The 14,613-nt window shown below is 68.3% G+C and carries 15 protein-coding genes; 5 read left to right on the top strand and 10 right to left on the bottom strand.

Features of this window, described 5'->3' with window-relative positions; translation table 11 throughout:
* Positions 1 to 62: 62 nt before the first annotated feature.
* The 4 genes from JL100_RS09115 to JL100_RS09100 all read left to right on the top strand — a co-directional run bounded on the left by JL100_RS09115 (position 63) and on the right by JL100_RS09100 (position 3,332).
* Positions 63 to 1,262: a 3-oxoadipyl-CoA thiolase gene (locus tag JL100_RS09115; RefSeq protein ID WP_202683408.1), complete on the top strand. Its 1,200-nt coding sequence runs from the start codon at positions 63 to 65 to the stop codon at positions 1,260 to 1,262.
* A gap of 5 nt (positions 1,263 to 1,267) precedes the next feature.
* Complete coding sequence (locus JL100_RS09110; RefSeq protein WP_202683409.1) at positions 1,268 to 2,488, top strand: acyl-CoA dehydrogenase; 1,221 nt, start codon at positions 1,268 to 1,270, stop codon at positions 2,486 to 2,488.
* A gap of 179 nt (positions 2,489 to 2,667) precedes the next feature.
* Positions 2,668 to 2,913: a FitA-like ribbon-helix-helix domain-containing protein gene (locus JL100_RS09105; RefSeq protein ID WP_202683410.1), complete on the top strand. Its 246-nt coding sequence runs from the start codon at positions 2,668 to 2,670 to the stop codon at positions 2,911 to 2,913.
* Positions 2,910 to 3,332 carry a type II toxin-antitoxin system VapC family toxin gene (locus JL100_RS09100; RefSeq protein ID WP_323378456.1) on the top strand — a complete coding sequence of 141 codons (423 nt, stop codon included), beginning with the start codon at positions 2,910 to 2,912 and terminating at the stop codon, positions 3,330 to 3,332. Before JL100_RS09105 ends, JL100_RS09100 begins: the two co-directional genes overlap by 4 nt.
* A gap of 55 nt (positions 3,333 to 3,387) precedes the next feature.
* Here JL100_RS09100 and JL100_RS36670 read toward each other — a convergent pair whose 3' ends face one another.
* From JL100_RS36670 to coxB, 5 genes are all read right to left on the bottom strand, one after another.
* Positions 3,388 to 4,278 carry a ferritin family protein gene (locus JL100_RS36670; RefSeq protein WP_323378539.1) on the bottom strand — a complete coding sequence of 297 codons (891 nt, stop codon included), beginning with the start codon at positions 4,276 to 4,278 and terminating at the stop codon, positions 3,388 to 3,390.
* A 314-nt stretch (positions 4,279 to 4,592) separates the two neighbouring features.
* Positions 4,593 to 5,654, bottom strand: a complete 1,062-nt coding sequence (locus tag JL100_RS09085; RefSeq protein WP_228421332.1) for an AI-2E family transporter — start codon at positions 5,652 to 5,654, stop codon at positions 4,593 to 4,595.
* Positions 5,655 to 5,680: 26 nt separating this feature from the next.
* Positions 5,681 to 6,043, bottom strand: a complete 363-nt coding sequence (locus JL100_RS09080; RefSeq protein WP_202683413.1) for a hypothetical protein — start codon at positions 6,041 to 6,043, stop codon at positions 5,681 to 5,683.
* A complete protein-coding gene (gene ctaD / locus JL100_RS09075; protein WP_202683414.1) occupies positions 6,040 to 8,568 on the bottom strand; it encodes a cytochrome c oxidase subunit I in 2,529 nt (842 codons plus the stop codon). Before ctaD ends, JL100_RS09080 begins: the two co-directional genes overlap by 4 nt.
* A 53-nt stretch (positions 8,569 to 8,621) precedes the next feature.
* Positions 8,622 to 9,356 (bottom strand): cytochrome c oxidase subunit II, encoded by a 735-nt coding sequence (gene coxB / locus JL100_RS09070; protein ID WP_202683415.1) that lies wholly within the window; start codon positions 9,354 to 9,356, stop codon positions 8,622 to 8,624.
* A 21-nt stretch (positions 9,357 to 9,377) separates the two neighbouring features.
* Here coxB and JL100_RS09065 point away from each other — a divergent pair, with 21 nt between their 5' ends.
* Positions 9,378 to 9,881: a DUF2231 domain-containing protein gene (locus JL100_RS09065; RefSeq protein WP_202683416.1), complete on the top strand. Its 504-nt coding sequence runs from the start codon at positions 9,378 to 9,380 to the stop codon at positions 9,879 to 9,881.
* Here the strand turns inward: JL100_RS09065 and JL100_RS09060 are convergent.
* The 5 genes from JL100_RS09060 to JL100_RS09040 all read right to left on the bottom strand — a co-directional run bounded on the left by JL100_RS09060 (position 9,859) and on the right by JL100_RS09040 (position 14,518).
* A complete protein-coding gene (locus JL100_RS09060; RefSeq protein WP_202683417.1) occupies positions 9,859 to 10,365 on the bottom strand; it encodes a CopD family protein in 507 nt (168 codons plus the stop codon). The two genes, JL100_RS09065 and JL100_RS09060, sit on opposite strands and share 23 nt — an antisense overlap.
* 119 nt (positions 10,366 to 10,484) lie before the next feature.
* Positions 10,485 to 11,264: an SDR family oxidoreductase gene (locus tag JL100_RS09055; protein WP_202683418.1), complete on the bottom strand. Its 780-nt coding sequence runs from the start codon at positions 11,262 to 11,264 to the stop codon at positions 10,485 to 10,487.
* A gap of 99 nt (positions 11,265 to 11,363) precedes the next feature.
* Positions 11,364 to 12,545, bottom strand: a complete 1,182-nt coding sequence (locus JL100_RS09050; RefSeq protein WP_202683419.1) for an MFS transporter — start codon at positions 12,543 to 12,545, stop codon at positions 11,364 to 11,366.
* Positions 12,546 to 12,670: 125 nt separating this feature from the next.
* Positions 12,671 to 13,591 carry a LysR family transcriptional regulator gene (locus JL100_RS09045; RefSeq protein WP_202683420.1) on the bottom strand — a complete coding sequence of 307 codons (921 nt, stop codon included), beginning with the start codon at positions 13,589 to 13,591 and terminating at the stop codon, positions 12,671 to 12,673.
* A 15-nt stretch (positions 13,592 to 13,606) separates the two neighbouring features.
* The gene (locus tag JL100_RS09040) at positions 13,607 to 14,518 is read right to left on the bottom strand and encodes a LysR family transcriptional regulator (RefSeq protein WP_202683421.1); all 912 of its coding nucleotides are present in this window, start codon (positions 14,516 to 14,518) and stop codon (positions 13,607 to 13,609) included.
* Between the last annotated feature and the right edge of the window lie 95 nt (positions 14,519 to 14,613).

The raw sequence follows: 14,613 nt of genomic DNA, 5'->3' as shown, positions 1-14,613 counted from the left end.
TCCGCTTAGCGAAACATCGAAGCTGCGCGGCGGGGCGATAACATCCGAGGGGGAGTGAGCCGATGCTCGAAGCCTATATCTACGACGGCCTGCGGACGCCGTTCGGCCGCCATGCGGGAGCGCTGGCGGGCGTGCGTCCCGACGACCTGCTGGCCGGCGTCATCAAGGCCGTGGTCGAGCGCGGGCCGTTCAGGCCGGAGGACATCGAGGACGTCATCGCCGGCTGCACCAACCAGGCCGGCGAGGACAGCCGCAACGTGGCGCGGCACGCCGGCCTGCTGGCGGGGCTGCCGTTCCAGGTGCCGGGGCTGACGGTCAATCGCCTGTGCGGCAGCGGTCTGTCGGCGGTGCTGGACGCGTCGCGCGCGGTGACGGTCGGCCAGGGCGACCTGATCGTGGCCGGCGGCGTCGAGAGCATGAGCCGCGCACCCTTCGTGATCGGCAAGTCGGAATCGGCCTATTCCCGCGAGATCAAGGCGTTCGACACCACCATGGGCGCCCGCTTCACCAACCCGCGGATCGTCGAGGAGCACGGCAATCACTCCATGCCGGAGACGGCCGACAATATCGGCCAGGACCTCCAGATCACCCGCGAGGCGAGCGACCGCTTCGCCCTGGAGTCCCAGCGGAAATATGCGGCGGCGCTGGCCGACGGCTATTACGACGGCGAACTGGTGCCGGTCGGGGTTCCGGGCAGGCGGGGCGCCGTCGAGACGGTCGCGACCGACGAGCATCCCCGGCCCGAGACCACGATGGAACGGCTCGCCAAGCTGAAGCCGCTGTTCCGCGACGGCGTGGTGACGGCCGGCAACGCGTCGGGCATCAACGACGGGGCCGCGGCGCTGCTGATCGGAAGCCGCGAGGCCGGCGAGCGCGCCGGGGCGAAGCCGCTGTCCCGGATCGTGTCGGGCGCCGTCGCCGGGGTCGAGCCGCGCGTCATGGGTCTCGGGCCGGTGCCGGCCATCAGGAAGGCCCTGGAACGCGCCGGGCTGGGCTTGGGCGATGTCGACGTGATCGAGATCAACGAGGCGTTCGCGACCCAGGTCCTGGGCTGCTTGCATGGGCTGGGACTGTCGGCCGACGACAGCCGGCTCAATGTCAATGGCGGCGCCATCGCGGTCGGGCATCCGCTCGGCGCTTCCGGCGCGAGGCTCGCCTTGACTGCGACCCGGCAACTCCACCGCGGCGGCGGCCGTTATGCCGTCGTGTCCATGTGCATCGGCGTCGGCCAGGGAATCGCCGCCGTCCTAGAACGGGTGTAACCTATATGACCGGAGATACCATCACCATCGCCGAAACGAAATCCAAGGCTTCCGGCCCCGCGGCCTTCCAGTGGGAAGACCCGTTGCTGCTGGAGGAGGAGCTTTCCGAGGAAGAGCGCATGGTCCGCGACAGCGCGCGGAGCTATTGCCAGGACAAGCTGATGACGCGCGTGCTGGAAGCGAACCGGCACGAGCATTTCCACCGCGAGATCATGACCGAGATGGGCGAGCTGGGCCTGCTCGGGCCGACCATCGAGGGCTACGGCTGCGCCGGCGTCGGCTATGTCAGCTACGGCCTGATCGCCCGCGAGGTCGAGCGGGTGGACTCGGGCTACCGCTCCGCCATGTCGGTCCAGTCCTCGCTGGTCATGCACCCGATCCACGCCTACGGCACCGAGGAGCAGCGGCAGAAATACCTGCCCAAGCTCGCCAGCGGCGAGTGGGTGGGCTGCTTCGGCCTGACCGAGCCGGACGCCGGCTCCGATCCCGGCTCCATGAAGACCCGGGCGCGCAAGGTCGACGGCGGCTACTCGGTCAGCGGCTCCAAGCAGTGGATCACCAACTCGCCGATCGCCGACGTGTTCGTGGTCTGGGCCAAGGACGATGCCGGCGACATCCGCGGCTTCGTGCTGGAGAAGGGCATGAAGGGGCTGAGCGCCCCCAAGATCGAGGGCAAGTTCAGCCTGCGCGCCTCGATCACCGGCGGCATCGCGATGGACGAGGTGTTCGTTCCGGACGATAACCTGCTGCCCAACGTCAAGGGTCTGAAGGGACCGTTCGGCTGCCTGAACAACGCGCGCTACGGGATATCCTGGGGCGCCATGGGGGCGGCGGAGTTCTGCTGGCACCAGGCGCGCGACTACGTGCTGGAGCGCAAGATGTTCGGCCGGCCGCTGGCGGCCAACCAGCTGATCCAGAAGAAGCTGGCCGACATGCAGACGGAGATCACGCTGGGCCTGCACGCCGCGCTGCGGCTGGGCCGGCTGAAGGACGAGCACCGCGCCCCGCCGGAGGCGATCAGCCTGATGAAGCGCAACAACTGCGGCAAGGCGCTGGACATCGCCCGGGTCGCCCGCGACATGCTGGGCGGCAACGGCATCTCGGACGAGTACCACGTGATCCGCCACGTCATGAACCTGGAGGCGGTCAACACCTACGAGGGCACCCACGACATCCACGCCCTGATCCTGGGTCGCGCCCAGACCGGCATCCAGGCCTTCGGCTGAGGCAGGGTGGCTGCGGGGATCGATCGCTTTCGCGGCGGTTGCTCCCCGTCCCGCCTTCCCCCGCCCGGAGAAGAGTACCGGCTCTTCACGAGGCCGCGATAGCCGACCCGATTACGCTGTCATTGCATTCATCGCCATCAATGCTAACCTGCTCCCGCTGGCAGTGACGGGAGCGCTCCATGGCCACCATAACGATCCGGAACCTGGAAGACGCCATGAAGGCAAGGTTGCGGGTGCGCGCGGCTCATCACGGCCGTTCCATGGAGGAAGAGGCCCGGCACATCCTGCGTGCGGCCCTGACGGAAGAAGGACAATCGCCGGTGCATCTCGGCGAGTCGATCCGGCGACGGTTCGAGCCCTTCGGAGGAGTCGAACTGCCTGATCCGGGCCGTGAAATTCTGCGTGACCCTCCAGACTTCGAATGATGTTCGTGCTGGACACCAACGTGCTTTCGGAGTTGATGCGCCCGTCGCCTTCGGAAGCTGTTGTCCGCTGGGTTGCCGGGCAGAGTGCGGGCAGCCTTTACACGACGACGGTCACACAGGCGGAGATCCTGTTCGGCCTCGCCCTCCTGCCGGACGGCAGACGCCGGAGCGACCTGCTCATGGCAGCGCAGTCGATGTTCGCGGAGGATTTCGTGAATCGGATGTTGCCATTCGATGGTGCGGCGGCTGTCGTATTCGCCTCCATCGCGGCGGCAAGACGCCGACAAGGCAGGCCAACCAGCACTTTCGATGCGCAGATCGCTGCCATAACCCACTCACGAAACGCTGTGCTGGCAACCAGGAACACTGCCGATTTCCTGGATTGCGGAATCACCGTCGTCGATCCGTGGACATGCTGAGGGCACCGGGCGCGCGAGGCGCCCGGTGCCTGACAGGCTTGCGGCTATGCCGGCTTTACGCCTGGGCGGCGGCCTTGCGGGCGGCTTCTTCCCGCTCGATCCAGCGCTCGAGGATGGCGACGTGCTCGCTCTCCTCCTTGACGAACTCGTTGGCGAGTTCGGCGATGTCGGCGTTCTTGGTGTGGCCGGCGACGGTCAGGTAGAACTCGAAGCCGAGCTTCTCGCCCTGGAGCGCCGCCTTCAGCGCGTCCAGCCGCGACAACGCCGGGTCGCCCGCCCAAAGGGCCGTGCGCTCCGGGGTTTCCAGGGTCGGCCAAACATGGTCGCCCGGAATGTAGCAGGTGACGTCGGTCGAGCCGGCCCGCGCCTTGGCTTCCGCCAGGTGCAGACGGGAGTATTCGCCCAGCTTCGCGAACAGCTCGGCGATCTCCGTGTTGCCGACCTTGGCCATTTCCGCGGAAAGCTCTTCGAAGTGGATGGCGGCGTCCTCCTCCACCTTGATGGCGTAGCCGAGGAATTCCTCCACCGAGGCGATCTCGAGGCCGCCCTTGTAGGTCTTCACCGCCGTGGACAGGGCGGGCCTCGCCTTGGGCAACGTCTCGTCGCCCGGGAAGATCACCGCGATGTCCTCGTTCCGCACGAAGTACTGGCAGGCCAGCCGGTGGCGCGGAGGCATGTCGTTGGTTTCGGCGTTCTCGATCTCGGCCGGGGTGATCTTGCCGAGCTGCCGCAGCATCTCCTTTTCCTTTTCGGTCAGGGCGATGCCGTAGGGCTTGTTGGTGCTCAGGAGTTCGACCTCCACCAGGCAGGAGCCGCACTCGCCGTCGCCGCAATCGAACGGAATCGGAATCTTGTGATCCTTGGCCAGGGTCAGGAGAGTTCCACGGTCGCCCGCGACGGCGTACAGGGTGATGTCCTTGGCCATCGCCGGAGACCGGAAGGTCACGTTTGCCAAAGCTTTTTTCCTTTTTCTGGAGCCGGGTGAAGATCACCCATCAAATAAATACCGACCGTTCGGTCAAAATCTCCGGACGGAATCCCAAGTATTCTGACAGTTGGATGACAGAAGGGCGACTTCAGCCCGACGGCGACAATTTCGAAGGCCGGCGCCGGGTCTTTTTGCAAATTCCATTCCGTGGGGATAAATATTATATATGTCAGCGGTTTCGTGTATTCAGGACGAGCGGCCGCAATGCCAGAGGGAACGTCCTTTGCGACAAACCCGACAAATAGTGGTATTCGCGACAGGCCCGGTAAGGTTCAGGGCCGTGGAGCGTGCGGCGTCCTGGGCCAGGCGTTCAGCACGGCGTGGACCAGGGACGCCAGGGGGATCGCGAAGAAGATGCCCCAGAATCCCCAGATGCTGCCGAACACCAGCAGGGCCACGATGACGGCGGTCGGATGCAGGTTGACGACCTCGGACAGCAGCAGCGGGGCCAGGATGTTGCCGTCGAGCAGCTGGATCACCGCGTAGGCGCCCATCACCCACAGGAAATCGGGCCCGGTGCCCCACTGGGCATAGGCGATCACGGCGATCGGCACCGCGGCCAGCACGACGCCGATATAGGGGATCAGGGTGGACAGGCCGGTGGTGATCGCCAGCAGGGCGCTGAACTGAAGGTCGAGCATCAGGAACGCCGCATAGGTGACCACGGCGACGATCAGGAATTCATAGATCTTGCCGCGCACATAGCCGCCGATCTCGGCATCCACTTCGTGCCAGACCTGCTCGGCCAGCCGCCGTTCCGGCGGCAGGAAGCTGAGCACCCAGGCCAGGATGCGCTCCTTGTCCTTCAGGAAGAAGAACACCAGCATCGGCATCAGGACGAGGTAGACGACCAGGTTGACCAGGGCCGGCAGCCAGGCGACCGAGGCGCTCAGGATGCGCTGCCCGATCAGGATCAGGTCGTTGCGCAGGCTGGCCAGGAAGTCGAGGATCTGCTGGTCCTCGAAGATCTCGGGATAGCGCTGGGGCAGCCCCAGGATCAGGTCCTGGGTCCGCGACAGGATAGCCGGAAGCTGCTGGATGAGCTGGGCGATCTGGCTGAGCAGAAGCGGCAGCAGGACCAGGAAGATCCCCAGCAGGATGGCGAGGAACAGGCTGAAGACCAGACCCATCGCCATGCCCCGCGGGATCCCGCGGCGCTCCAGCATGGTGATCAGGCCGTCCAGCAGATAGGCTATGACGATGCTGGCGATCAGCGGCGCCAGGACGTCCGCCGCCAGGGCCAGGGTGCCGAATCCCGCGATCAGCAGGCCGGCGAGAAGCACCACCTGCGGGTTGGCGAAGGTGCGGCGGAACCAGGCGGTGACGATGTTCATGTCGGTCAAACAGCCCTGCCCCGGACTCAGCTGCAGGTCGATCCCGCGGTGAGTATGGGTATCCCGGTCCAGATGGTCGCCACCAGCGCGCAGAAGGTCAGGGCCAGCCCCGCCCGGTCGATGAAGGCGGTGCCCCGATCGGCGGCCCCCCGATCGGCGGAACGCCGGCGCACCTGGATAGCGGCCATGGCCGCGATCAGTCCCACATGGAGGGCCCAGACCGCCAGCAGGGCGCCGCGGTTCAGGGAAACCGGACCGAGGCCCACATCGTCCCAGCCGAGGCGGCAGCCGAGACCCTGGACCCCGTAGAGCACGACGAAGGCCGAACTCCAGAGCAGGAATCCGGTGACGAGGAGCAGCAGCTTGCCGGGCCTTGCCGTCTCGCTCATGGCATCACCAGCCGGGGCAGCGTCGCGACCAGGAGCAGCGCGGCGGCTCCCGTGACCGCGGTGTAGCCGTGCCACAGGGCGCCGATGCGGAGGTCCAGGCTCCGCGCGGCCGAGATATAGCCGGCGCGGGACCGCCACAGGCCGAACAGGGCGAATACGCAGCCCAGGGCGGCGTGGAAACCGGCATAGGACAGCAGCGCCACCGTGACGGCGCCATAGGCGTGCAGCGTCGGGCCGGGCGTTCCCAGGGCGAGCAGGACCAGCCAGACCAGGGCGAAGGCATGGCCCGCGGCGGCGAGGAGGAGCCACGGGTCCCGGCCGGCGGACCGGGAGGCATCGGCCTTTCCGTTCACCGCGACCGCGCGCCGGCCCGCCAGGGCCGCCGCGACCAGCCCGGCCCCGGCCAGCGCGGGCTTCCACCACGGGGCCTCCAGCACCTGGGGCGGCGGCCAGCCGGGCGCCGATACCCAGAGGAACAGCGCGCCGAATGCCAGGGAGGAGAACAGCACCCCGTCGGCGACCAGCGTGAAGACCATGGCCCACCAGGACGGCGGCCCGGCGGCTTCCGAATGGGCCGGGGCGGAAGCCCCCCTGCCGATCGGCAGGGGGCCGCGGTCCTGGAACTGGCCGGTGTCCCGGGTCCACAGCATGAACAGCGCCAGCATCAGCGCGGCCCCCACCGGAGCCAGCCAGTAGACCTTGAACAGCAGGCCCAGGAACACGACGCCCGTCGCCAGCGCGGTGTAGAGCGGCAGGTATGTCGGCCCCGGCAGGACGATGACCTGGTCCGGGGTCGCCGCCGTCATGTGGGTTCCCAGCGTCTCCTGCCGCCCCTCGCGGGCGAAACCCAGATATCCCCTGCCCCCGGCCAGATCGCTGGGCAGTTCCGGCGCGTCCCCCAGGGGATGGCGGCCCGACACCGTCGGCAGCGAAGCGAAGTTGTAGGACGCCGGCGGAGTGGCCGTGGCCCATTCCAGGGTGCTCGCCCCCCAAGGGTTGCGCGGCGCGGTCCGGCCGAAGCGGACATGCAGCAGGACGTCCACGACGAACAGCGCGAAGCCCATCGTCATCAGGAAGCCGCCGAAGGAGGAGATGAGGTTCGGCAGGTCCCAGCCCCATCCCGGCTCGTAGCTGAAGACGCGGCGCGGCATTCCCAGCAGGCCGGTCAGGTGCATGATGAAGAAGGTGACATTGAAGCCGATGAAGATCAGCCAGAAGGCCACGTGGCCCAGGGGATAGCGCGCGACCTTGCCGCTGACGTGCGGCAGCCAGTAATATGCCGCGGCCAGCAGCGGGAAGACGAAGCCGCCGACCAGCACGTAATGCATGTGCGCCACGACGAAGTGGGTGTCGTGGACCTGCCAGTCGAACGGCACCACCGCGACCATCACGCCGGTCAGCCCGCCGGCGACGAACACGACGAAGAAGCCGAACAGGTACAGCATGGGCAGCTTCAGCTGGGGCCGCCCGTCGATCAGCGTGGCCAGCCAGGAGAAGATCTGCACGCCGGTCGGGATCGCGACCAGCGTGCTGGCGGCGGAGAAGAAGCCCAGCGCCAGGTGAGGGATGCCCGTCGTGAACATGTGATGGACCCACAGGCCGAAGCTGAGGAACCCCACCGCCACGACCGAGACCACGATCCAGGTGTAGCCGACGATCTCCCGCCGGGCCATGACGGGAAGGATGGTGGAGACCATGCCGGCCCCGGGCAGGAAGATGATGTAGACCTCGGGATGGCCGAACAGCCAGAACAGGTGCTGCCACAGCAGCGGGTCGCCGCCCCGCGTCGGGTCGAAGAACGGCAGGTCGAAGGCGCGCTCGGCCTCCAGCAGGATCGAGCCCAGGATCAGCGGCGGGAACCCGGCCAGCATCATGCCGGCGGTCACCAGGATGTACCAGGCGAACAGCGGCATCCGGTCGATGGTCATGCCCGGCGCCCGCATCTTCAGGATGGTCACGGTGATCTCGACCGCGGCGCAGATCGCCGAGATCTCGACGAAGGTGATGCCGAGCAGCCAGACGTCGGCGTTGATCCCGGGGGAATAGGCATTGGACGACAGGGGCGTGTACATGAACCAGCCGCCGTCCGGGGCGACTCCCAGCAACATCGCCACCACCAGGATCGAGCCGCCGAAAATATAGCACCAGAAGCCGTAGGCGGTCAGCCGGGGAAAGGCCAGGTCGCGCGCGCCCAGCAGCTTCGGCAGCATGTAGATCGCGACCCCTTCGAACATCGGGATCGCGAACAGGAACATCATCACCGAGCCGTGCATGGTGAAGATCTGGTTGTACAGCTCCGGCCCGACGAAGGCGCCGTGCGGCGTCGCCAGCTGGGCGCGGATCAGCATCGCCAGCAGCCCGCCGATGGTGAAGAACACGAAGGCCGCGATGATGAAGCGGCGCCCGACGATGGTGTGGTTCACCGCCGACAGCCGGCCGACGCCGGGCGGCGTGCCCCAGATCCGGTCGAGGTCCCGGTGCAGCCGCATCGCCAGGTCGGAGGACGGAGCCCCTGCCGCGGACATGTCGGGGGAACGTTCCGGGCTTGCCGGAAAGTCCCGGGTTTCTCGGATTTCAGTCACTGGCCATGTCCTGTGGAACTGTCCCGCGGGTCCGCGAGGCGGGCGGAATAGGCGGCTGCGTCGTGCGCCTCCACGGTGAAGCCCATCACGGCGTGGCCGGTGCCGCAGAACTCGGAACACTTGCCGTGATAGATGCCGGGCCGGTCGGCGAAGAGCCGGATCACGTTCGTATGGCCCGGGATGGCGTCGATCTTGCCGCCTAGCCGGGGCGCCCAGAAGCTGTGGATCACGTCGGCGCTGGTGACGTGGATATCGACCGGGCGCCCGGCCGGGATATGCAGGATATCGGTCGTTCCCGGGGCGCCCGCCGCGTCGGGATAGGCGAAGTCCCATTGCCACTGGCGGGCATGGGCCTCGACGCGGAGCACGCCCTCGCCCGGGCGCGGGACCAGCCTCTCGCCCATGAACAGCCCATAGCCGAGCAATGCCGAGAGCACGGCCACGGGCATCACCAGCCCGCCCCACAGGACGAAGGACTGCCCCACCGGCCGATCCGGATCGCCGGCCGGATGCCGGCGCAGGAAGGCGAAGCCGAACAGGACCATGACCAGGCCGAACAGCACGACGGAGCCGGCCAGCATCACCCACCACAGCGTCGCGATGGACTGGGCGGCGGGTCCGGCGGGATCGAGCGTCGAGAACGGCCCGCCGCAGCCGGCGAGCGCCGTGACGGCGGCAAGTCCCTTGAACGGCCGGAACGCCGGGTTAAGTGACGGAAACAATGCTTTCATGACGGAAACGGATCCCGACCCATGCCTAACCCGGTCGAAGAGAACAACCCCGTGCTCAGCCAGGTCGCGGAAAAGGGCACCGAATCCCTGGTGGCCGTGGCCGGGCACCCGATCCATGCCATGATGGTGGCCTTCCCGATCGCCCTGACCATGGCGACGCTGGGCAGCGACGTCTTCTATTGGTGGACCGGGGACGCTTTCTGGGCGAGGGCCGGCCTCTGGGCCTGCGGGGCGGCGTTCTGGCTCGGCATCGCGGCGGGGATCGCCGGCACGGCGGAACTGCTGTTCGTGCCCGGCATCCGCAACCGGGCGGCAAGCTGGACCCACGCCGTCGCGGCGATGATGCTGCTGTCCATCCTGGGGATGAACTGGGGACTTCGCCTGTCTGCCGACGAGACGGTCATCCTGCCGCTCGGCCTGGCGCTGTCGGGCCTGAGCGCCGTCTTCGTCGGCATCGCCGGCTGGCACGGCGGCAAGCTGGTGTTCGATCATGGCATCGGCCTCATGATATCCAGCGACGGATGAGATCCTCGACCATGATGCGCAGGCCGCCGGGCCGGTGCAGCCAGTCCGGCAGGAGCGCCAGGTCGACCGCCGGCTTTTCCAGGACCAGCCACAGGATCGCCGAGATCAGCCCGAGCGTCAGGCCGGTCATGACGACCTTGCGCAAGGGCCGGTAGGAACCGGACGGCTCGAAGACGCGCAGCACCACGAAGCCGTGGCGGACATGCAGGGCCGCCAGCCCGCCGACCACCAGCAGCTTCAGGGCGAACCAGGCGGTGAAAACCTCGCGGGCGAAGATCAGCGCCGTCCCCGTCCCGATCGCCACGAACGCCGCCGGGGAGGCGATGGTGACGAACAGGAAACGGGTCAGCCGCTGGAGGTCGAAGCGGGTCGGATCGTGCGTCACGCCGTGGCGTTGGGCGAACAGGCCCGGGAGCACGAGCAGGCAGCCGCACCAGACGACCAGCGACGCGATATGGGCGGTCTTGAGCCAGACGACCGTCATGGGCCCGGCGGGAAGGGTTCGGTTCTCATGGGAAGTTCCCTGTCGGTTCGATTACGCACTGTTCCAATGCGTACGAACCGCGTCCTGTTCTCATCCCATGAAAATTTCCTGATCGGCGATCACAGGATGCCGGGGTAGGCGCCTCCGTCGATCAGCAGGCTCTGGCCGGTGATGTAGCCGGCGTGGGCGGAGCACAGGAAGGCGCAGGCCTTGCCGAACTCCGACGGGTCGCCGAACCGGCGGGCCGGGATCTCGGCGCGGCGCTGGTCGGCGAAGTCCTCCACCGCGACGCCCTGGGCCTTCGCCCCGCCTTCCAGCCCGGTGCGGAGCCGGCGGGTGTCGAACGAGCCCGGCAGGACGAAGTTGATCGTCACGTTGGCATGGGCCACCGAGCGGGCGACGCCGGCGAGGAAGCCGGTCAGGCCGGCGCGGGCGCCGCTCGACAGGTCCAGCCCGGTCAGCGGCATCTTGACCGACGCGGAGGTGATGTTGACGATCCGGCCGAACTTCCGCTCGACCATGCCGTCGATCACGCGCTGGACCAGCTCGATCGGGGTCACCATGTTGCCGACCACCCCGGTGACCATGGCGTCGCGGTCGATCTCGCGGAAGTCACGGCGCGGCGGGCCTCCGTTGTTGTTGACCAGGATATCGACGGTCGGCACCGCGGCGAGCAGGGCGTCCTGCCCCTCGCGGGTGCTGACGTCGGCGGCGACGGCGATGACGGTGGCGCCGGTTTCCTTCCGGATCTCCTCGGCGGTCCGGTCGAGGACGGCCTGGTCGCGCCCGTTCACCACGACGGTGCATCCGGCGCGCGCCAGTTCCAGGGCGCAGGCGCGGCCGAGGCCTTGGCTGGACGCGCATACGACGGCGTTCCGTCCGCTCAGTCCGAGATCCATGGCAAGTCTCCTTCGTTTCGTTGTTCGAGTTTCCCCCCGAAGCGGCCAGGGTGTTGGACCCGCGGAAGAAATTCAAGCCATGGTTCGGTATCGCTGGGATCATGCCGCCTGGAGAGCCCCCCGGGGGCGCCGGTCCAGCGCGCCGCTCCAGACGGTCAGACCCAGGGCGCCGGCGACCAGGACGGCGCCGACCCGGGGAGTCGCGGGCAGGCCGAGGGGCGATTCGACGACCAGGCCGCCGATCCAGGCTCCGGCCGCGATGCCCAGGTTGAAGGCCGCGATGTTCAGGGCCGACGCCACGTCCACCGCGCCGGGCCGGTGCAGGCGGGCGAGCTGGACGACGTAGAGCTGGAGGCCCGGAACGTTGGCGAACTGGAGGAAGCCCAGCGCCGCCAGCGTGACCAGGGCCCAGGCCGGCGAGATCATGGTGAAGCTGAACAGCACCAGCACGACCGCCTGGAGGGCGAACAGGACCGTCAGCGCCCTGACCGGATCGCGGTCGGCGATCCGGCCGCCGACGATGTTGCCCACCGCGATGGCGAGGCCGTAGAGGATCAGGATCAGGCTGACGCTCGATGCGTCGAAGCCGGAGATTTCCTGAAGGACGGGGGCGAGGTAGGTGAAGGTCACGAAGGTGCCGCCATAGCCCAGCGCCGTCATGGCGAAGACGATCAGCAGCCGGGCGCTGCCGAGCACCCGCACCTGGTCCATCAGGGAAGCCGGGGGAGCCTTGCTCAGGTTGGACGGAAGCAGGGCCGCGATGCCGGCGAGGGCGACGGCGCCCAGTCCCGCGACGCCCCAGAAGGTGGCGCGCCAGCCGAAGGTCTGGCCGATGAAGGTGCCGAGCGGCACGCCGGTCACGATCGCGACGGTCAGGCCGGCGAACATCATGGCGATCGCCGAGGCGCGGCGGTTCTCCGGCACCAGGTCGGCGGCGATGGTGGCGCCGACGGAGAAGAAGACCCCGTGGGCGAAGGCGGACAGCACCCGCGCGGCAAGCAGCAGTTCATAGCTGGGGCTGAGCGCCGCCGCGGCATTGCCGACGACGAACAGGCCCATGAGGCCGAGCAGCAGGGGCTTTCGGTCGATGCGGCCGGTCAGGGCGGTCAGGACCGGGGCGCCGAAGGTGACGCCGAGGGCATAGACGCTGACGATCAGGCCGGCGAGCGGCAGGGTGATCCCCAGGTCGGTCGCGACGGTCGGCAGCAGGCCGACGATCACGAATTCGGTCGTGCCGATCGCGTAGGCGGCGATCGTCAGGGCGAACAAGGCTAAAGGCATGGCATGTCCCTTCCCTCCCCTTGCGGCGGGGCGGGCGCTGGGTTGATCAGGTTTCGGCCCGGAATATGAGGCGAAGGGACGGGCGCGATAATCCGGGCGTTCCGCTCAGGACTTGTGAATTGATTTCATGGATCGCGCTTCATGAAGGCCTGGAGCCTGGGCACCATGAAGTCCAGGAAGGCGCGGACCCGTTGGGGCACGCGCCGGCCGCCGAGATAGAGCGCATGGACATCCTCCGCGTCGCCGGGCTGGTCGCTGCCCCCGCCGTTGCCCAGCACCTCGACCAGGCGGCCGGCGGCTATGTCGGGATCGACGTGGAAATCGGCGAGCCGGGCGAGGCCGACGCCGCGGAGCGCCATCTCCCGCACCGTCTCGCCGTTGTTGGCGATCAGGCTGCCCTGGACGACCCGGTCCACGACCCTTCCGCCCTCCCGGATCGGCCAGACCGGCGCCGCCCGGCGGAAGTTGAAGCTGAGGCAGTCGTGATGCGCCAGGTCGTCGAAGGTCTCCGGCGTGCCGCGGCGGGCCAGGTAGCCGGGCGATCCCACGATCTTGCGCCGGGCGGAGCCGATCTTGCGGGCGACGAGGGTCGAGCTGGCCAGCTCGCCGACCCGGAAAGCGATGTCGGTGCGGTCGAGATAGAGGTCCACGATCTCGTCGGACAGCGAGAGATCGACGGTGACGTTGGGGTGCGCCGCCCAGAAGTCCGGGAGCAGCGGCACGATGCCGTGGGTGCCGAAGGCGACCGAGGCGTTGACCCGCAGGGTGCCGCGCGCGCTCCCGGCGCCCTGGGCCAGTTCGCGCTCGACATCGTCCAGCTCGGCCAGCAGGGCGCCGCTCCGCTCGTAGTAGAGCCGGCCCTCGTCGGTCAGGGACAGGCGGCGGGTCGATCGCTCCAGCAGGCGCACGCCCAGCCGCTCCTCGATGCGGACGATCAGCTTGCTGACGGTGGACGGCGTCATCATGAGCTGGCGCGCCGCCTCGGAGAAGCTGCCCGCCTCGACCACGCGCACGAACACCTGCATCTCTCCCGCCCGGTTGTCCAAGGCCGGCTCCTTCCGTCAGTTCGGGTCCATTCCCGGACGCCGCCATTCCCGGACGAAGGCCAGGAAGGCTTCGAGCGCGGCGGGAGGCCGGCGGCGGCTGGGATAATAGAGGAAAGGCCCGGGGAAGTCGGGACACCAGTCGTCCAGCACCCGGACCAGCCGTCCCTGCTTCACCGCCTCCTCCACGTAGCCCTCGAAGGTCAGCATGAAGCCGAGCCCGTCCAGCGTGGCCCGGAGCTGGGTCCCCACGTGGGAGGAGGTGAAACGGCAGTCCGGCGCGATCCTGACGGCGCGCCCATCCTTCTCGAACTCCCACGGCAGCATCATGCCGCTGGGAAAGCGGGTCGAGATCGCGGGAGCGCCGAGCAGGTCTTCGGGCTTCTCCGGAACACCGTGGGCGGCGATGAGATCGGGAGCGGCCACGACGGCGTAGCGCTGCGGCGGGCCGAGCGAGACCGCGACCATGTCGAGCGCCAGGTTCTCCTCGAACCGGACGCCGGCGTCGAAGCCTTCGGCGACGATGTCGATCAGCGCGGTGTCGGTGACGATCTCCAGGTCGATGCCGGGATGGCGCTTCAGGAACGGCGCCACCATGGGGGCGAGGACGAGCTGGGCGGCGGGAGCGGGCGCGTTGATCCGCAGCCGGCCCGTGGGGCGCCCCTGCCGACCCCGCGCCTCGGTCACGGCGTCGGCGATCTCCGTCAGGGCGGGGCCGATCCGGCGCAGCAGGTTTTCGCCCGCCTCGGTGGCAGCGACGCTGCGGGTCGTGCGGTTGAGGAGGCGGAGGCCGAGCCGTTCCTCCAGGTCGCGCAGGCGCTGGCTGAGGCTGGAGACGGAAATCCGCTGCTCCAGGGCGGCGCGGCGGAAGTTTCGGTGGCGCGCCACGGCGGCGAAGGCGTGGAGATCGCGGAGGTCGGACTCGTCCATTGTTCACCCTGCCGAACAAGCCATTCAGGATTATCCAGCTTATCGGATGGGCGGCGGCGAGTCATCTTCCGGCCAGGGATGGCGCCCAGCGGGCG

Origin of the sequence: Skermanella mucosa, from assembly GCF_016765655.2 — a bacterium.
Lineage (GTDB): Bacteria > Pseudomonadota > Alphaproteobacteria > Azospirillales > Azospirillaceae > Skermanella > Skermanella mucosa.
The sequence above is the reverse complement of the archived record's forward strand: the minus strand, read 5'-3'. Positions and strand labels throughout refer to the sequence as shown.